Here is a 20,094-nt window from a genome sequence, read left to right as displayed (position 1 = left end):
TTTGTTGAATGTATATTTCTGCATTTAAAAACTTTAGCATTTTAGTAGTATTTGCGTTTAGCTAAATCAGCATTTTTCAGTATATTGTAACAACTCGCTCAACCCGATTACTATACCAACATTATTGTTTAACCTACAAATAGGCGCATGTTCTTAAACAAGGAAATAGTTAGTAAAAAAAGTATTGAGTTACGCATTGAACGATTGTTGCAGTATTTACAAGAACCTAAGAAGTGGATTGTGCAATGGTATTATGGGTATGCACTAATTGGAGTGATTGCAGCAGGCTTAATGCCTATTTTACTTCCATTAATGGTGGCTGATCTTTCTCGTCGGTTAAGTTGGGTTGGTATTGTTTTAGGTGCTTATAACTTGGGTTTATTGTTTTCCTTTATTTGGGGAAGACTGGCAGACAAATACCAATTGCACCGTCGCCTATTTTTTTCGGGCATCATTGTTTTAATGTTGGTTGGTTTTAGTATTACATATTTCACCGATTTATGGATTTGGATGATTTTGGCATTTTTAGCAGGAGCTTCGGTTGCTGCAATAACAACGGTTGCCACTTTGTTTGTAGTTGAATTTAATCCGCAACATGAATGGGAGGCGCGTATTGCATGGCTACAAACATTTTATGGCGTAGGTCAGGTAACGGGTTTACTGATGGCCAGCGCTTTTGTAATTAATATTCGTGTCGGGTTTATTGCTGCTGCCGCTATTTTATTACCGGCCTTGTTAATGGTAAGAAAAACGATTCCTAGTACTAAAACGCAACATGTTTTTTTAACAACCTTAAAAGAAACATTATTAAAAATAACCGGCATTCAATATTTTGGATCATTTGCAAGAGTTGAGTCGTTAGGAAATAGTTTTCATTTCGCTTTTTTAAAATTATTTGAAAGTGTAGGCGGCATTCAATCGAAAATAACAACACCATTTGGCCGTTTTATGATGGCTTGGTTTTTACAATGTTTTGGCATTGCAGCCTTTTTTGCATATTTACCCGTTACATTAAAGCATGCGTATAATATATCACCATCACTCACTTCATTTTTATATGGTTTGTTTGCGGCAGTAGCAATTGTGTTATATACTTATGGTGGAAAACTTTCTGCCAAATGGGGCAGTAGTCGTGTGTTTCGGTCTGCTTTGTTATTGCGAATGGTTGGTTTTTTTATTTTGCTTGGCGCCTTTTTTTTGTTAGCCGGTAAAGAATTGGTGGCTATTCCCGGTTTTATTTTGTTGGTAATAACCTGGCCATTAATTAGTATTTCAGGTACTGATTTAGTAGTAAAACTTTCCCCCTATAATAAAGGGGCAACAATGGGTTTATATAATGCTATATTGGCCATTGCTTCGGTAATGGGCAGCTTTATAAGTGCACCTTTGCAACATTATTTAGGTTACGCTTCACTTTCGGGAATTGGCTTGTTAAGCTTTATCATTGCTTTTTATGCAGTACGTCACATTAATAATGCAGCAACTACATCGGTAAATCAGCGCAACGGAAATGAATCATGATATTTGCTTTGTTCCCACTTGCAAAAATTTAAGACATTGTATCTGCCTTTTCTTTTTCCATAAAACGTTTATGGGCCATGGCCATATGAATATCAGCATAAGAATAGTTGTCAGGCATTTTTTGCTTAATAGTTGATATGCTTAAATTTTCTGATTGGTTTTGTATGCTTAATAAAATGGTTGATAGTTTTTCTTCAGAAAGAAAGTTTGAAATAGGTAATAAGCCTTCTTCTACATAATGCGCCAAGTGTTTGAAAATCGTTGCTTCCGTTAGGTTACGTTCTTTAGCAATCGTAGCTATACTTAACCCTTGCTGAAAAAGTTGCAAACTTATTAGTTTCGTATTGCTTTCTTTTTTGGTTTGCCCTTTAGCCTGCTTTTTGGGTGAAGTATTCACTTGGTTAATTTGTGTTTCTAAATTGTGTTCATTACAATAGCGTTGTATGATATCTAAAAACAACAAACCATATTGTTCGCATTTAACATGGCCAAAGCCATTAATCTTTTTTAAATCTTGCAGTGTTAAAGGCAAAAATTTTGTCATTTCATACAAACTATTGCTGGAGGCAACAAGATAAACAGGTAATTTTTTTTGTTCGCAAAGGCTATCGCGTAAAGCTTTTAATTGCTTAAATAAACCTGCATGCGGAACATTATGGATGTTTTGCTCATTGCCTGTTGCATAAGCATTCACAGAAAAATAGGGCGCAGCATAATTTTTTTTATGTTGTAAAACCTCATTTAAAAAAAAGCCATGCTTACATTGTTGTATTAAAAATTGCTGTTGCGATATTTCAAAGTATAAGTGTTTAAGTGTTTCGTTATACTCTAATGCCAGTAATTTACTGTCGGTGCTTATATGAATAGTTTTAATTGAATTTAAGATGCTGTTCATTTCATTAGTAAAAAAAGGAACCGCTTTTTGTATTCTATTTTGTAAGTTCTCGTTTTGCTCGGGTAATAAAGGTTGCAAGAATAGTTGAAAAAGTTGTTGCTCAAATTTTTTTGCTACTGATTCCAGTGCTTCAATTTTTGTTTGAATGTCCTCAACTAGCAATAATGCATTTTCGGAAAAGGCCTTCAGGTTTTTTTCAATAAGTAGTTGCAATGATTTAATAGTTGTGATGGATGTATTCAAATTGAATAAATGAAGTATTGTTTTTTGTTGAAATAACTTTTTCGCCTCAAATAGTTGTTGCGCATTGGGCTGGCTAAATTGTTCAATACATTGAATAATTCGAACATCGGTTTGTAAACTTTGATTGTTGATGGGCGTATGTAAAATGATACCCGAAAGTGAAGTGCAACGACTTAGCGCCACATAAACCTGACCAGGTGCAAAAGCTGAACCGGCATCAATAATTGCTTTTTCAAAAGTTAAACCTTGGCTTTTATGAATAGTGATTGCCCAAGCTAATCGCAAGGGGTATTGCGTAAATGCGCCAACAACCTCTTCTTCTATTTGTTGTTTTTCGCTGTTATGTACATATCGAATATGTTCCCATCTGTGTTTTTTTACTTCAATCAGTTCGGGTTCATTTTGGCAACGTACCAATATTTTATCGTCTTCAATTTGTTCAATTATACCAATCTTTCCATTAAAATATCGCTTTGCTTTATCACCGTCATTTTTTATAAACATTACTTGTGCACCTTCTTTTAATTGAAGGGCTAATTCTGCGGGATAATTTTTTTCAGGAAAATCAGGTTCTATCAATGCTTCAAAAACATGAATCGGTGAATTTATTTTTTGAAGTTGTCGGCTATTAATGGCATCTGCTTTTTCGTTGTGTGTTGTTAGCATAATATACCCATCGCTGCTATTGATGTTGGCATTGGGTTGATAATGCTCGTGCAGTAATGCATGCCCGTATGTTGTTAAATGGTTATTGCGAATTTGATTTAGTATCTCAATAAAGTCGGAATCTTTTTGTCGGTAAATTTTTTCCAGTTCTATATATACAGGCGGAGCATTTTGTACGACTTTACTGCTGAAAAAAAATGGGCTATCATAATATTTTGATAGTATTTGCCATTCTTCTTGTTTGGCAACAGGCGGCAGTTGAAACAGGTCGCCAATAAACAATACCTGTACACCACCAAAAGGTTCTTTATTCCGATTTCTAAAATGACGTAGAATTAAATCAATGGCATCTAAAACATCGGCACGGACCATACTAATCTCATCTATTATTAATAGTTCCAGGTCATTGAATATTTTTCTTCTTTCATTGTTTAATTTAATGCGACCCAATAAGTAATGGCGGTCCATTATAGCGGGTGTAGCATTTTTGTTTGTAACAGAATTTTCCTGAAAATAAATGCCTGAATTTGTTTCAGGAATAAATGGACTAAAGGGTAATTGAAAAAACGAATGTATGGTAACACCACCCGCATTAATTGCTGCTACACCTGTTGGGGCAACAACGGCCAATTGTTTAAGTGAATTGGCTTTAATGTATTTTAAAAATGTTGTTTTTCCGGTCCCGGCTTTTCCGGTTAAAAACACATTGCTTTGGGTATATTGAATAAAATCGGCAGCTAATTCAAATGCCGTATTCGTTATATCAGCTATATCGGATATCATGACGCAATAAAGATAGGTGCAAACCTGTTGGTTGCCAAATACTATAATGAAGCAGAAATTCTTGCATTAACCATTCACTGCAATTTTTGTATTGCATGCAATAGTTTTAGTGAATAATGTTTTTGCATTTACGAGTAATGTTAAAGGTGCTTTGTTGTATTTTTCTTGAAATATGAAAATCCAAATCAATCAGTAAAACGGAATATAAATTGTATTCAAACGATTTTTGAAAATATCCCATTGCAACTAACAAATCAATTTCATTTCAATACGATATTATGCACCAAGACGGTTGGTTATAACCGGGGAAGCTGAACTTTTGCTTCCCCGGCACATATAACCTGCATTCCAATTTAGGCTTTCCCGCCCTGTTTTTCCCCCAACATCAAAATCTCATTTACTTGCACTTCGGTAATGTATTTTTTATTGCCGTCTTTATCATTATAGGTGCGTGATACCAGTTTGCCTTCAACAGCCACTTCACTTCCTTTTTGTAAATACTTCTCTGCAATTTCAGCTACTTTTCCCCAGGCTACAATATTATGCCATTGGGTTTCATTGACTTTTTCGCCTTTTTGATTTCGGTAACTTTCATTAGTGGCTATACTAAAGCGTGCTATTTTTTTACCGCCTTCTAAATTTTTAACTTCGGGTGCATTACCTAAATTACCAATTAACTGAACTTTGTTTTTTAATGCGTACATAACTTTTCAATTTGTGCCATGCTTTTGTTTCGCATAGCGGTGATGAATTTTATTTATTTCAATTAAAGCCGGGCCGACGTCATTTCCCGCTTCAACAACACAAAGTTGCAACAGCCCAAAACCCTGAGTCGGTTTTTAATTATTTGTAATCGGATATAAATGTGTATAAACGTTTGCACACAGATAAAAAAAGTTGTATATTGTTTCCAAAACCCTTTGCTAATGCCATTATCCGCTACTTCCAAAACCTGCTTGTGTTGTGGAAAATCCATTAAAGGCCGAGCCGATAAAAAGTTTTGTGACGATGCTTGCCGCAATACCTACAACAATGAACTAAAGGCCAAAAGCCATTATAGCAGCTATGTTCGCAACATTAATAATGCTTTAATAAAAAATAGAAAAATACTGGAAGAGTTATTGCCTGCAGAGCTGGGTATGTTGAAAATACCCCAAAGTAAATTAGAGCAAAAGGGTTTTTCATTTTCATACCATACACATACCTACACCAATAAAAAGGGCGATACTTATTTTTTTTGCTACGATTATGGATACTTGCCACTTGAAAATAATTGGTATTTATTGGTAAAACGTAAAGAGGAATAAAATGGTGTTGAAGATGTTTAATAGTTATTGATTCTGCTAAAAGTTAAAGCAACTAAGGTAAAACAATGAGTAAAATGAAAGGCAAAATGCCAATTCTTTGAAAAGAGAATACAGCAAAACTCAACACATAAACCCAAAAAAAATTTATACATTTTCCCTAAATCATACGGCAAAATAGCCAGTCTTGCACTCTTAAATATTGGTTATTAATAGAATGATGTATGTCCTCAAAAACGAACAGTTTCTATGAGCTTTAAATGAACTTGAACCAATATTTTAAAAGTTTGGTTATAATACGCTATCGATTCGAAATTCATTATATAAATCGTAACCATCCACACAATATTTGGACTTCTCACGACAATAATTTTGGACTTTTAAAGAAAGTAAACTGACTTTTTTCTGCTCAATTTTGCTTCATAAAAAAATATACAACATGGCATTGTTAGAAGATTTAAAATGGCGTTACGCTACAAAAAAAATGAACGGTAAAATCGTTCAGCAGGAAAAGTTAGATTATATAGTAGAGGCAGCCCGATTAGCACCTTCCTCTTTCGGATTGCAGCAATACAGAATATTTATTATTAAGCAAGGTAAAAAACTCGAACAAATCAACGAGCTTGTTTTTAAAAATTTTCCTTTTAACCAAAGCCAAATTTCAACTTGTTCCCATTTATTAGTATGGGCGGCTTTTTCTAAATATACCTTCGATAGAATACAGACACCACTAAGACAAACTTCTATTGAACGTGGTCAGCCCGAAAACTATTCCGATGAATATATCAAAAGGCTTTATGTTCATCTTGAATCATTTGATAAAAATTGGCAGGAAAACCATTGTGCCAAACAAGCTTATTTATCTTTTGGGATAGCACTTCTGGCAGCTGCAGAGCAAAAGGTAGATGCTACACCAATGGAGGGCTTCGATAAAACAAAAATGGATGAGTTTCTTGGCATTAGTAACCAATCTGAACTTAAAAGTGTGCTTGCAATGCCTATAGGTTATAGAGATGAAGACAATGACTGGTTAGTAAATCTTAAAAAATGGAGAGTGCCCAAAAGCGAATTTGTAACGGAAATTATTTAAAAATGCAAAAAAGAAAATTAGGAAAAGATGGCCCGGAAGTTTCAGCTATATCTATAGGAACAAGCTGGGGAATAAACAGTTTAACAGAATGGTATCAGTCTAAAAAACAATTAATTAAAACATTACAGCTTGCAATTGATTCCGGTATTAATTTCATCAATACAGCTGACTTTTACGGTTGTGGTATAAGTGAACTTACAATTGGTGAAGTAATTAAAGAAAGAAGAAAAGACGTATTCATAAGTGTTAAAACCGGTGCAGTCATCAATCCAAACGGACATCTTAAAGGACTGGACGGAAGTCCAAAAGCCATAAAAAATTACTGTGCCTACTCTCTGAAACGTTTAGGAGTAGATGAGATTGATTTATACCAACCTTGTCGTATTGACCCTGAAGTTCCGATTGAGGAAACTGTTGGTGCAATAAAAGATTTGATTGCAGAAGGTAAAGTTAAATATTTAGGTTTATCTGAAGCCAATGCAGAGCAGTTAATACGAGCAAATAAAATACATAAGGTATCTGCATTGGAAATTGAATATTCGTTAGCAACACGATTTGTAGAATATGAGATTTTGCAAGTTGCAAGAAATTTAGGTACAGCTATCGTTCCATATTCCGTTTTTAGCTATGGTTTACTTACAGGTAAAATCAAGTTTCCATTACTTAAAAATGATTTTAGAAATATTTTACCTCGATTTGAAAATGTAAATTTGAAACACAATTTAAAAATGGTAGAATGGCTTAAAAAATTTGCCGAAACTAAGAATGCAAGTGCCAGTCAAATAGCATTGGCATGGCTTTTAAATCAAGGAACTGATATTATTCCTATTATTGGAATGACAAAACCCGAGCGAATAAAAGAAAATATAGAAGCACTACAAATAAATTTCACAAAAAGTGAACTTCAACTATTGGATAAAACCTTTACAGAAGGTGCATTTAAAGGGGAACGTTATCCGCCGGCTTTTTTGTCTTGGGCTGCTTCGTAAATCAGAATACAGACTATCAAAATGAAATTTGATAAAACTTCAGAATATATAAATGCCAAAATTTTAGGAGAACACTTTATTTCCGAACACATTTTCTTTTATATTAAGAATGGTGAAACAATGTGTTATGATGGGAATAAAACATTAGTTTTCAAAACAGGGGAATTTGGACTCATACGAAAAAACCGTCTTGCCAGATATAGTAAGAAAGAAATAAACAATCAAAACGAGACACTATTTATTCATTTTGACGAAATATTTCTTAAAAACTTTCAAAAAAAATATAAAACGCAAACAGTCTCTTTCAATTCTGAAGACACGTTTATAAAATTAAAGCCCAATGAGTTGTTACATGCTTTTTTTAAATCATTATCTTCATATATTCATCAAGGAATTCTCAAGGAACCTTTTGCAGATGTAAAACGTGAGGAATTACTTTTAATTTTATTGCAACAAGAACCGGATTTAGCGGGTATATTATTTAATTACACCATTCCGCAAAAAATAGACATAGAGGAGTTTGTCAATAAAAATTATAAATTCAATGTAAGCGTTAGCCGCTTGGCATTTTTAACAGGTCGTAGTTTATCTGCTTTTAAGCGCGATTTTCAGGCAATTTTTAACGACACACCAAGCCGCTGGTTAGTAAAAAAACGTTTAAAGGAAGCTTATTTTCTCTTGGAGAAGAAAAAGCAGAAACCTTCTGACATTTATTTGGATTTAGGTTTTGAAACATTATCGCATTTTTCGTTTGCTTTTAAAAAACAATTCGGTCTCTCTCCTAAAGAACTTGTTAACCGAAAGACGAAGAACAGCAGTTAACTTTGGCTTTCCGAAACTTGCTATAATATTTAAGCTTTCAGCTTTGGCTTCCGGTCTTGCTGTAAAATAGATATACAAAAAATTTGCAATTAAATTTTTGGTAAAGTAAAAGAAAAAAACTGCTACTTTCTCAAGTTTTAACAGATATAAAAAACTTAATCCGATTGTTTATTCTTGTAAATTCTAATCAACCATGGTGACTCATAATCGATTACATTGATATAAATAGTTTATCTTAATTAAGTTTAGGAAATATTCTTATTGCAGATAAATAGTAATTTTTTTATTCAAATCATTATAGTGAATCAGAATGATAAGAAAATTATAGATTCCTTGCCCAATCATTAAAAGAAGCTAATAAATTAATGCATCATAATGCTATCTGCATTCAAAAATTGTTGTAATGCCTTTGATGAAAACTCAAAAAAATAGTAACCATTATATAATGCTAATGCAGTTAGGTTGTTTGCAATTCTAAAAGATGAATTGTTGGAAAATAAAGATAAATATTTTGAAGCAGCACAGTAATATGTAACAAAAACTACAGACGTGTATAATCATTTACACCTTTATGGGAATTATTTATAAATTACATCATGAGTTAGTTAATAATAAAGAAAACCAAAAAAATAAAAAAAATTATTATTTTAAAAGAGTTGCTAAAAATAAAACTTGTTTATGGTTCTTTTTAAGAAACAATATTTTAAAGTTGAAGCGATCTACAAATTTTTTTCTCCTGTAATACCAATTTAGAAATGTCAATCACCTGTGTAACTAAAATTAATCATAAAGCCATCTTCGGAAGAAATAGGCTACCCTTAACAATGTATTGGAAGGTATCACTTTATGGAAAAAAACACAGACCAATACTACTCAAAAATTCCAGTGAAAACAACTCATCATTTCGAAGAGATTGTTAAGTAAAATGTCTATCGTTGAAAGGGTTTTCGCGTCATGCGGCTTCATTGTGCATAAACACAATTTCTTTCAGTTTAAGTTTATGATTAGAATGCCGGTATTATGATACAAAATCAATTGCTAAGCGAAGCCATAAAAGTTATTGTATTCAGTTTTTCTGATTTTCAGGCACTTTTTTCGCTAATATCATAACATCTAGAAAAAACGCTACTTGTTTTCGGTTTATACCTTTAAATATCAATCATCCTTTCTGCTCAGCCGAAACCATGTAAAACCTTTCAATATTTTAATGTGTTGGCATTGACATTTGCATAGCTGTAATTTGTAGCGATAAATGCAGAATACTATTATAAAAACCATGTGTAAATGGTGGTAGGTTATTTGTAGTGGATAATTAAACGGACACCCGCTAAATACTTTTAAGTGTTTGCGGTATTTGAAAATATTGTTTAATTTGACTACTTCATCAATTCTCGGTTACATGAAATCAATCATTACAAATGCTGATTCGTTTTTTTTGAAATCACAAAAATGGCATCATGAATTTGTTGCTTTACGAAATATTTTACTACCATTTCAACTACAAGAAACCATAAAATGGGGTTGGCCTTGTTATATGCTGCATGAAAAAAATGTGGTGTTAATGCATGGCTTTAAACATTATTGTGCATTATTATTTTTTAAAGGAGCGCTTTTAAATAATGCAGATGGATTATTGATTCAACAAACCCCTAATGTGCAGGCATCTCGCCAAATTCGTTTTACCAATCTGAGTGAAATAATTCAACTGAAAAAACAGATAACCAAACATATTAAAGAAGCTATTGAGGTAGAGCAGGCTGGTTTAACTTTAGCACCTAAACCCACCAATGCATTCGCTATTCCTGTTGAATTTGATGAACTTTTGAAACAAAACAATGCATTACAAAAAGCATTTCATGCATTAACCCCCGGCAGGCAACGGGCATATTTGTTGTATTTTGCCCAAGCAAAACAATCTGCTACACGTTTAAAGCGTATTCAAAAGTATCTTCCTTATATTTTAGCCGGAAAGGGCTTACATGATGTTACACCATAACGTTACTGCATTTGTGTATTTTTGCTGATTCCATAAAATTTCAACCAATAAATGCTTGAGTTAAAACTTTACGTATGAAATACCTATTATTATTCTTAACAGTAATGATTTCTTTGCAAGTATCCGCTCAAAAAGCAGTTACACCTACGCAGCAATTTACCATTCAGGGTAAGGTTAAACAACCCATTATTATTACATTAACCGATTTGGAGAAATACCCAACAGTAAATATTCCCGATGTTGTTATTACCAATTATTTAGGCGAAGCACGTGGAAAGCTCACTCATTTAAAAGGAATATTATTAAAAGATGTGCTACAAAAAGCTGAGCTGATTGAAGCAAATCCCAAGCTGTTCAGCACATTTTATTATGTGCTTACAGCTGCAGACGGCTATTCGGTTGTGTATTCTTGGAATGAATTGTTGAATAGTCCTGTAGGCGAACATACATTTATTATTACAGCCAAAAATGACGAATCACTCAAAACAATGAATGATGGAATTTTAGTACTTACACCGATTGATTTTGTTACGGGGCGCCGACATGTAAAATGGCTAAAGACGATTGAAGTTAAACAGGCAACAATTGATCAATAATTTAAAAGAAATATTTGAAATGCGTTTTCAAAACTTTTATTAAGGAACTGCATTAAAAAACAGTACAATTTTTTCTGCAGCACTAAAATCTTTACAAACCCTTCCTACTATAATTTTAGGTAAGTATTGTGAACTTCCCGGCCAAGTGTGCCCACCATTTTGTATGGTGATGCTTTCAACAGGGGCAGAAGAACATTTGTATTTAGTTTCATTGGCCGTACATCCATCTAATGGATCTTTATTGGGTATTTGAACAGTTACGCCACTTTCATTTACACAATGGTTTTGTTGTAGTAACAACTGAATGAGTTTGGGAGTGGCAATAAAATTGGCCGATTCACTGAAATTATTTCTATTCCATTTACCATATCCCCCATTGTAAGGAACCAATGGGTCGGCTGTACCATTGATTATTAAGGCAGGAATAGGCCTGTCAAAATGATAATCGGTAGCATTTTCTTCGGATATACTTCCACACACAGCCGCAATGGCCGCAATTTTATGGTTTAAGGCAGTTGCCAAATACAGTGAAAACATGGCTCCACGCGACATACCGGTAAAAAACACATGCGCTTTATTAATGTGGTAACGTGCTATTAAGGTATCAATTAATGCGTTCATAAAGTGCACATCATTCACCGTTGTATCCAGTTTTTTCACTCTGCTGGCTGTGCCCGGAAAATTCCAGGCTTTATTAATGGCATTGGGATAAACAACCATGTAACCAAAGCGATCTGCTTCAGGATTTAATCGATAAAATTGTTCAGTATTTTCGGCGGTACCTCCACCTCCATGTAAGGCAATGATTACTTTTAAGTTTTGTGCATTAGCGTATTGTTCGGGAATGTACACGAGAAAATTTCTTTCTCTTCCATCTACCATTATAGTATGGCGAATGGTTTGCGAAACTGCAGGCTTTAAATACAAACACAATACAATTATACCCAAAAACCTGTATGTCGTTATTGACAATTTTTTAAACATGTGCAACTATTTTATTAAAAATACGAAATGAAAAAATTATTGCTAAAAATCTGAAAATTGCCATAAAAAAAAGTATATTGAAAGTAATTGAAATAACTTGTTTATGAAACAACTACAAACTTTAATAAAATACGCTTTCGTTTTTTTACTTGTTCTCCCCTTTTCCCTTTTTGCACAAACCATTCAAACAAGCGGGAAAAATGCTTCAGTGAATGAGGAACGAATGGCTAAAATTGATGGACTGGTGCAACAATATATTCAGCAACATTGGCTGAATGGTGCTGTTACACTGGTGGTGAAAGATAATCAGGTAGTACAATATAAAGCCTATGGTTATGCTAATGAAGCAACAAAGCAATTAATGCAGCGTACAGATTTGTTTAGAATTGCTTCACAAACCAAAGCCATTACTGCTGTTGCCATAATGCAATTGTATGAAGCAGGTAAGTTGTTGTTAGATGAACCGGTAAGTGATTTTATTCCGGCTTATAAAAGTATGACGGTACTAAAATCTTTTAATGAAAAAGATACCACTTACACTACCGAGCCTGCAAAACGCCCTATTACTATTCGCGACTTATTAACCCACACCTCCGGATTAGATTATCCCGGTATTGGAAGTGCTTCCATGAAAGCCATATATGCTAAAGCGGGTATTGTTCCCGGATTTGGTTTGGCAAAGCAAGGTGAAACTTTATTGTCTGCCATGAATGCATTGGCTAAATTACCATTAGCACATCAGCCCGGTGAAAGATGGACTTATGGATTGAATTATGATTTATTAGGTTGTTTGGTAGAAGTAATTAGCGGTGAATCGTTAAGCACTTATTTTCAGAAACATATTTTTGAACCTATAGGCATGCAGCATACTTTTTTTAATGTGCCCGCAAATGAAGCAAATCACTTGGTGGTTGCCTATACCGAAGATTCGCTTCACCACATTATTCCTTGGGAAAAAACAATGATGGGGGTTGATCCCAATTATCCTTTAGAAAAGAAAACCTATTTTTCCGGTGGTGCAGATTTAACTTCGACTGCCATGGATTATGCAGCTTTTTTACAAATGCTGTTAAATGGAGGAACTTATAACGGACATACCTTGCTGTCACCACGTAGTGTTGAAATGATGATAAGCAACCAACTGAATTTTAAATTTAATGGCGAAAATGATTTTGGTTTAGGATTTGAAATAGTTAGTGAAAAGGGTGCAGCACACGGGCCTCGCAATAAAGGCAGTTTTGCTTGGGGCGGATTTTGGGGAACTACTTACTGGGCTGATCCAAAAGCGCATTTGGTGGGCATTATTTTTACCCAACAAACACCTAACAGCCACGGTGATATTGCACAGAAAATTCAGGACATGATGTATGCGGCTTTGAAGAATTAAGATATCGTTTTCCATTATAAAGCACGATGATTCACTCTGATATTTATAGTAAGGCATTAACTATTCTTCAACAAGCAATTTCTGTTGTTCAACCTGAAAATTTGTTTAAAAACATTTTTCTACAATCAAATGCTTCTTTACTCATTAATAATAAAATTATTCCATGCAATGAATCTAAAATTTACGTACTAGCTATTGGGAAAGCTGCAGCAGCAATGGCTTTATCCGTAGAAGAACAATTGGGGAATATGATTGCTGCAGGATTAGTGGTTACCAAGTATGGGCATGCTTTGCCTTTGCGGCATTTTACTGTGATTGAGTCAGGCCACCCTGTACCCGACGAACAAAGTGTACGAGCGGCTGAGGCCATTATACAGTTTGCAAAATCGGTAACAGCCAATGATTGTGTTTTGGTGTTACTGTCCGGTGGGGCATCGGCTTTAGTAGCAGACTTGCCTAACAACATTACGCTTTCCGATGTACAAAAAACGTTTCAACTTTTATTAAACTGTGGTGCTGCTATTCATGAAATGAATACCGTTCGTAAACACATTAGCACGTTAAAAGGGGGAAATTTGGCTAAATTATTGATGCCGGCTACGGTATTAACTTTAGCTATTTCTGATGTTTTGAATGATGATTCTTCGGTAATTGGTTCCGGACTAACTGTTCCCGACGCTTCTACTTATGCAGATGCATGGGGTATTCTTCAACGGTATCATTTATTGTCTAAAGTTCCTTCAGCTATTTATGAACATTTACAAAAAGGACTGAATGGGGAAATTCCCGACACACCAAAAATTAGTGAAAACTGTTTCAATAAAACTTCATTCGTTATATTAGCCAATAACGGAATGGCATTGCAGTCGGCAAAACAGGCTGCTGAAAAAATGGGATTTTATGCCAAAATTGTTTCTTCTCAATTGCAAGGCGAGGCGAAAGAGGTAGCCAAAGACATTGTGAAATATGCAGAAAATTACACGGGCATTAAACCCGCCTGTTTGTTATGGGGTGGTGAAACAACTGTTACCATAAAAGGAAATGGACTGGGTGGCCGTAATCAGGAACTGGTTTTGGCCGCAGGCTTAGCCCTGCCTTCTCATCTAAATGCATTTGTATTAGCTATAGGTACTGATGGAACGGATGGCCCTACGGATGCTGCAGGGGCGTTTACAAATTACGAACAAATGCAATTAGCCAAACAAATGGGTTTAAAGCCGGATTTATTTTTAAACAATAATGATGCCTACCACTTTTTTGAGCAGGTGAATGGACTAATTAAAACCGGCCCCACTCAAACCAATGTTATGGATATAGTGATGGTATTTATTCACTAACTATTGTATAAAAGGGGCAAATGTTATGATACAATTAATGATTGTTTTTATTGTTGCCATTGCTTTATTGGTATTGTTAACTGTTCAATACCGATGGCCACCTTTTATTGCACTGTGTTTAGCTGCTGTAGTGGTAGGTATTGGCATGCAAATGCCCATTGAAACCATGATTGTTACCATTAAAACCAGTTTGGGTAATACGGTACAATCAATTGGTTTATTAATTGTGTTAGGAACAATATTGGGCGGATTGCTTGAATATAGTCAAGCTACTACCGTTATGGCAAATGTTATCTTAAAATGGATAGGAGAACGTAGAGCAACTTTGGCGATGAGTTTAACAGGATTTTTAGTTGGCTTACCCATTTTCTGCGATTCGGGTTACATTGTATTAAGTGGAATCAATCAATCATTAGCGCGAAAAACAGGTATGCCCATGTTGGTATTGGCTGTATGCCTTTCAACCGGCTTGCTGGCTGTACATGCTTTAGTGCCGCCACATCCGGGTATTACTGCTGCTGCTGTTGCACTAAAAGTTGATTTAGGTAATTTATTATGGATGGGTATATTGGTGGCTATTCCAACCATGTTCGTAGCCTACTTTTGGGGACGCTATGCAGCAAAAAAATGGGATGATGTTGCTTTAAAGCAACAAGTACCTGATACATTATCCACTGAAATGAAACAATCCTACCCTTCTGCGTTTATGGCATTTTTGCCCATTATTGTGCCTATTCTATTAATTGCAGGAAGGTCGATATTACTTACGTATGGGAAAAATATACAATTGCCCACTTTCATTATTTGGTTGGGAACGCCGGAAGTTGCTTTGTTTGTGGGTATTCTGTTAGCGCTATATTCGGCTTTACAAAATAATAAAGCAAACATACCTGTCATTTTACAAACAGCCGTAGAAAAAGCCGCAGGTATTATTTTAATTACTGCGGGAGGAGGGGCCTTTGGAGCAATTTTAGCAGCTGCCAATATTCATCAATATGCTACAATTTTACCCATGCAACAAATGGGAATCTTTTTTCCATTTTTAATTGCAGTGCTTTTAAAAACGGCACAAGGATCAACCACAGTGGCTGTAATTACAGCTGCTTCTATTGTTTTACCTTTTTTAAATGTATTGGGTTTGTCAACCGGTAACGGTCCTGCATTTGCGGTGTTGGCTATGGGGGCAGGTTCATTGATTGTTTCACACCCGAATGATTCTTATTTTTGGGTGGTTACAAAATTCTCTTCTTTAGAAATGAAGCCAATGTTACGCGTTTACACCATTGCCACATTATGGATGGGTTTAACGGCAATGGGTATCATTTTTTTACTAAGCTTAATGCAATAAGGTTTTTAATATTGACTGGATTGATGAGCAGCTTCCTATTCAAAGATTGCGGAAGACGAATGGATAGGAAATTTATAAGTAAGAATGACTTTCAATTTAGTATTTTTATACAGTCAACCTTTTAACAGCCATATATACGCATGAAGCATTTTTTTAAAATAGGCATTTATTTCTTTGTTTCTTTGTTTGTAAGTTTTAGTTTGCAAGCACAACCACCTTCACCCGCCAAGAAAATTCCTGAGTTTCAATTTTATCAATTCAATGGCAAGCCTTTTGGTCGTAGCCAATTGGCCAAAGATAAATTATTGTTCATTGTGTTTTTTGATGTTACTTGTGATCACTGTCAACATGCCTTTCAACAAATCAATGCACATTATGCTGCCTTTAAAAATGTTGGCATGTATTTAGTATCATTAGATTCTGAAGCAGCAATGGCTAATTTTTTAACGCGTTTTGCCCCTAACTTAATTGGTAAACCCAATGTTACATTATTACGCGATGTAAACAATGAATTTATTCAGCGGTTTACGCCAAGGAAGTATCCCTCAATGTTCTTATACAATGCTCGTCAACAATTATTATTATACTATGACGAGCCCGAAAAATTTCCCAATTTTCTTCGGGTAATTCCACCCGTTCAAAAATCGAAGTAGGTATGACTTTTGTCACAGTGAATGTGGATTTTGAGAAATAATTTTACGTATTCTTTCATCTTAAATTAACGGTTATGTCTTATTATTTCTCAACCATTGTGCATGATAATTTTGCCAATGCCATTCAAAAAGTAACCGATGCATTGAAAACGGAAGGCTTTGGTGTACTTACCGAAATTGATATGCGGGCAACCATGAAGAAGAAATTAGATGTAGATATTCCCCCTTATACAATTTTAGGTGCCTGCAATCCGCCATTTGCCTATCGGGCATTACAGGCCGAAGAAAAAATTGGTACAATGCTGCCCTGTAATGTGGTGGTGCAGGAAATTGCACCGGGAAAAGTTGAAGTTGCTGCGGTTGATCCCATTGCTTCCATGCAAGCCATTCAGAATCCTTTATTGGGTGAATTGGCGGAAGAAGTAAGTAATAAATTGAAAAAAGTAATACAGCAACTGAAATAAAGCCACATTCACAACAACATTTTAAACACCCATGCAGTTTCACAAACGTTTGTGTAAAAATTAAACGTTCGGAATAGCTTATATTTGAAAGAGGTATTGCCATATTTCTTTCAAAATATTTTAGTTATGCACAATAACCCAATAACTGCTATTCTTGCATCTATTTTTTTTGCTTTAGTTGGTTTAACAAATGCTTCCGCACAAGTAGTATCGCATGTTGAACAAAATGGTGATAAGCAAATATTTATTTTATCAAACTCAAAAGTTAGCCAGCAAATTGTTGTACAGCATCAGCAAATTCAAAGCGATGTACTTTCGGCTAATGCGAATTGGTTACAACAATATCAAAATTCAAAGCCTTATTCAGTTTATACCGATGCCGATTTTTCAGTAGAATTGATGTGGACAGATTGGAGTGCCCCGGGAAAAGATTTTAATGGCGATTTACAAGTTACTTTATCCAAAAAAGATTTTGTTTTTCAGCAATACGAATGGACAAGTTTGCCTAATGGCAAGGCATTACAGTTATACTTTCAACCCATTGACAAAGAAAATACATTACGCCTTAGAATTACCTATTTGCTTTTAGAAAATGCATTTTATGCAAAACGAAAAATTGCATTGATTGATACTACTTTGCAAAAACAATGGGTTGAAGCTTTTAATGCCAGAAAAGGGAAAGTGTATTTTAACAATGAAAAGTATGATGGTTACAGTATGCGTGAAGAAAGCAGTACCACTGCTCAATATGTGGCGTTACAACAACACAACCAAACAGAATCATTTACTATTTTGAAAAAGGGCGAATTTGGTCAGCCTTGTGCCGCACAGTTACAACAAGGCGGTGTATTTTTTGGGGTGGAATATCCCGCAGCTAATTCGTTGCTTACGCGTATTAATGAAAATGATTTGCAATTAAAATGTAAGGAATTGATGGGCGTTGTTGTAAAAGATAAATGGATAGAGAGTAGTTGGGTAGTACAAGGATTATCGCCTAATAAGGCAGTGCAGGATTGGTTTTATAATTACGTTAATGAAATAAAAGTAATGCTCGATGAACCTTATGCATTATACAATAGCTGGTACGATTTGCGTTCACCTTCTTATCCAAAAGTTGCCCCCGATCATGTAATGAATGAAAAAAACATATTGCACATTATTGATTTGTTTAAGAAAAACATGACAGACAAATACGGCATTCATTTAAATGCTTTTGTGTTAGATGATGGATGGGATGTGTATGAAAGTAACTGGATGTTGAATAAAACAACTTTTCCCAATGGATTACAGCCTATTGTAAATGCATTAAAGCCAATGGGTACCACGTTAGGTATTTGGTTAGGGCCTACCGGCGGCTATTCGTTTAGAATGAAACGTATAAATTGGATGAAAGCGCATGGCTATGAAACCGTTGGTAAAACACCTAATGATGCCATGTTAGACATTGCCGGGCCCAATTACAGTAAATTGTTTGAACAACGCGTAACCGATTTTACTAAACAAGGTGTTGGATATTTTAAATGGGATGGCATTCAGTTTTCTTCCAGTGAATCCGGTAATGGCCACGCCATTGGTTACCATTCTCGCAGAGCTGCAGTTGAAAGTGTTATTGAAAAATGCAAAGCTGTTCGCGCTATTAACCCTAAAGAATATTTGAATATTACTTCAGGCACATGGTTAAGTCCATGGTGGTTACAATACGCCAACCAAATTTGGATGCAAGGGGCTGATTATGGTTATGCTAACACACCGGTAATTAACGACCGAGATGCAGCCATGACTTATAAAGATATTGTATTGTACGATGATTTTAATCGACAAGATGTATGGTTTCCTTTGAGTAATATGATGACGCATGGAATTATTAAAGGGAATTTAGCTTCTGTTGGCGGCAATGATGATCCGTTAGCAAAGTTTGCCGATGATGTGGTTTTTTATTTTAGCAGAGGTGTTACCATGTATGAATTATATCTTTCGCCCGATTTATTAAATGATGATGAATGGAAAGTATTAAGCCTTTCCTTGAATTGGGCTAAACAACATTTTTCCTTGATGGATAAAACCTTTATGGTGGGTGGCAATCCTGCCAATGGTAACGCATATGGGTTTTCGCATTTCAAAAACAATGAAGGTATCATTGCAGTTCGTAATCCAAAAATTCAGTCTGAGCAACTTACTGTAAAACTTTCTACACAATATGGAATAGCTGATACGGCCGCTTCACTTGTATTGGAAAGGATTTATCCAACACATTGGGTATCGCCAAATTTATATGCAGCAGGTGCAACAATTGTGTTACCTGAATTACAGGGGTTTGAAGTGGCTGTTTATCGGGTTTATCCCTTACAAAAAGCGGTAAAACCCTTATTAACAAATGCCATTATGCAGGAAACAAATACGAATCATGAAGCCCTGAATTTTGCAGTTTTAGCAACCACAGGTAAAGTACAACTTCTGAATCCCGAAATGGTAAAATCTGTTACCGTTAATAATGAGTTGCAGAACATCAATCAGCTAATTATTCATGAACCTAAAGCTAATGAGGCTATTAAGGGTGAAGTACAATTTTCATCAAACCACCTGGATGTAAAGTTGAATACAAATGAAAATATTCAACAAACCCGTTTGGTAGTTATGATGCAGCCGGATAGTGCGTATACAGGAAAGCCATTTCCTACTATTCAAATTGTACAAAATGGTCAATCAGTTAATTTTAATACACAACAGCAAGATGGACATTGGGGCAGCTATTCCGTTATAATGAAAGCAATGAATAATACAACTACATTTAAAATTTTGCCAAATGAAAAGGCGAATCAGTGGAAAGGAAAAATAGAGGTATGGACAATTGCCCAACAAACCCAACAACCCGTGCAAGTAAAAATGATCACTTTACAACCCATGCAAGAGGTGCCTCAATTACCTTCACCCTACGAAAAAAATGCCTTGCAACAAACACATATGCTGGCAGCCGGCATATTAAACCTATAGTGTTGTGTAAACTAAAAAATAAACG

General features: G+C 35.1%; 16 protein-coding genes. 13 read left to right on the top strand and 3 right to left on the bottom strand.

Translation table 11 applies throughout. The features are described 5' to 3' along the window. Positions 1-147: 147 nt before the first annotated feature. Entirely contained in the window at positions 148-1,521 is a 1,374-nt protein-coding gene (locus tag LX80_RS08135) for an MFS transporter (protein WP_111295078.1), read from the top strand. A gap of 28 nt (positions 1,522-1,549) precedes the next feature. Here the strand turns inward: LX80_RS08135 and LX80_RS08130 are convergent, their stop codons facing one another. Together LX80_RS08130 and LX80_RS08125 are read right to left on the bottom strand one after the other, a co-directional pair. After that, positions 1,550-4,108 carry a helix-turn-helix domain-containing protein gene (locus LX80_RS08130; protein WP_111295076.1) on the bottom strand — a complete coding sequence of 853 codons (2,559 nt, stop codon included), beginning with the start codon at positions 4,106-4,108 and terminating at the stop codon, positions 1,550-1,552. Positions 4,109-4,461: 353 nt separating this feature from the next. Continuing rightward, complete coding sequence (locus LX80_RS08125) at positions 4,462-4,812, bottom strand: single-stranded DNA-binding protein (RefSeq protein ID WP_111295074.1); 351 nt, start codon at positions 4,810-4,812, stop codon at positions 4,462-4,464. A gap of 222 nt (positions 4,813-5,034) precedes the next feature. Here LX80_RS08125 and LX80_RS08120 point away from each other — a divergent pair, with 222 nt between their 5' ends. From LX80_RS08120 to LX80_RS08095, 6 genes are all read left to right on the top strand, one after another. Further along, on the top strand, positions 5,035-5,415 hold the full coding sequence (locus LX80_RS08120; protein ID WP_111295072.1) for a DUF2116 family Zn-ribbon domain-containing protein: 381 nt from the start codon (positions 5,035-5,037) through the stop codon (positions 5,413-5,415). 436 nt (positions 5,416-5,851) lie between these two features. After that, a complete protein-coding gene (locus LX80_RS08115) occupies positions 5,852-6,502 on the top strand; it encodes a nitroreductase family protein (protein ID WP_111295070.1) in 651 nt (216 codons plus the stop codon). A 2-nt stretch (positions 6,503-6,504) separates the two neighbouring features. Beyond that, positions 6,505-7,491 (top strand): aldo/keto reductase, encoded by a 987-nt coding sequence (locus tag LX80_RS08110; protein ID WP_111295068.1) that lies wholly within the window; start codon positions 6,505-6,507, stop codon positions 7,489-7,491. A 21-nt stretch (positions 7,492-7,512) separates the two neighbouring features. Continuing rightward, positions 7,513-8,313 (top strand): helix-turn-helix domain-containing protein, encoded by an 801-nt coding sequence (locus LX80_RS08105; RefSeq protein ID WP_111295066.1) that lies wholly within the window; start codon positions 7,513-7,515, stop codon positions 8,311-8,313. 1,399 nt (positions 8,314-9,712) lie between these two features. Continuing rightward, positions 9,713-10,309, top strand: a complete 597-nt coding sequence (locus tag LX80_RS08100) for a YdeI/OmpD-associated family protein (protein WP_111295064.1) — start codon at positions 9,713-9,715, stop codon at positions 10,307-10,309. 74 nt (positions 10,310-10,383) lie between these two features. Next, positions 10,384-10,905, top strand: coding sequence for a molybdopterin-dependent oxidoreductase (locus LX80_RS08095; RefSeq protein WP_111295062.1), 522 nt, complete (start codon positions 10,384-10,386; stop codon positions 10,903-10,905). A gap of 39 nt (positions 10,906-10,944) precedes the next feature. Here the strand turns inward: LX80_RS08095 and LX80_RS08090 are convergent, their stop codons facing one another. Then, positions 10,945-11,889, bottom strand: coding sequence for an alpha/beta hydrolase family esterase (locus tag LX80_RS08090; protein ID WP_111295059.1), 945 nt, complete (start codon positions 11,887-11,889; stop codon positions 10,945-10,947). A gap of 103 nt (positions 11,890-11,992) precedes the next feature. Between LX80_RS08090 and LX80_RS08085 the strand changes: the two genes are divergently transcribed. From LX80_RS08085 to LX80_RS08060, 6 genes are all read left to right on the top strand, one after another. Further along, positions 11,993-13,276, top strand: a complete 1,284-nt coding sequence (locus LX80_RS08085) for a serine hydrolase domain-containing protein (RefSeq protein WP_111295056.1) — start codon at positions 11,993-11,995, stop codon at positions 13,274-13,276. Positions 13,277-13,302: 26 nt separating this feature from the next. Next, positions 13,303-14,613 (top strand): glycerate kinase type-2 family protein, encoded by a 1,311-nt coding sequence (locus LX80_RS08080; RefSeq protein WP_111295054.1) that lies wholly within the window; start codon positions 13,303-13,305, stop codon positions 14,611-14,613. Between the two features lie 25 nt (positions 14,614-14,638). Next, the gene (locus LX80_RS08075) at positions 14,639-15,961 is read left to right on the top strand and encodes a GntP family permease (RefSeq protein ID WP_111295052.1); all 1,323 of its coding nucleotides are present in this window, start codon (positions 14,639-14,641) and stop codon (positions 15,959-15,961) included. 140 nt (positions 15,962-16,101) lie between these two features. After that, positions 16,102-16,614: a peroxiredoxin family protein gene (locus LX80_RS08070; protein WP_111295050.1), complete on the top strand. Its 513-nt coding sequence runs from the start codon at positions 16,102-16,104 to the stop codon at positions 16,612-16,614. Between the two features lie 74 nt (positions 16,615-16,688). Continuing rightward, positions 16,689-17,078: a DUF302 domain-containing protein gene (locus LX80_RS08065; protein WP_111295048.1), complete on the top strand. Its 390-nt coding sequence runs from the start codon at positions 16,689-16,691 to the stop codon at positions 17,076-17,078. Between the two features lie 126 nt (positions 17,079-17,204). Beyond that, entirely contained in the window at positions 17,205-20,069 is a 2,865-nt protein-coding gene (locus tag LX80_RS08060) for an alpha-galactosidase (protein WP_146250429.1), read from the top strand. The last annotated feature ends 25 nt before the right edge of the window (positions 20,070-20,094 follow it).

The organism is Hydrotalea sandarakina, from assembly GCF_003254115.1.
GTDB lineage: Bacteria > Bacteroidota > Bacteroidia > Chitinophagales > Chitinophagaceae > Hydrotalea > Hydrotalea sandarakina.
This window is presented reverse-complemented; position numbering and strand designations above follow the sequence as displayed.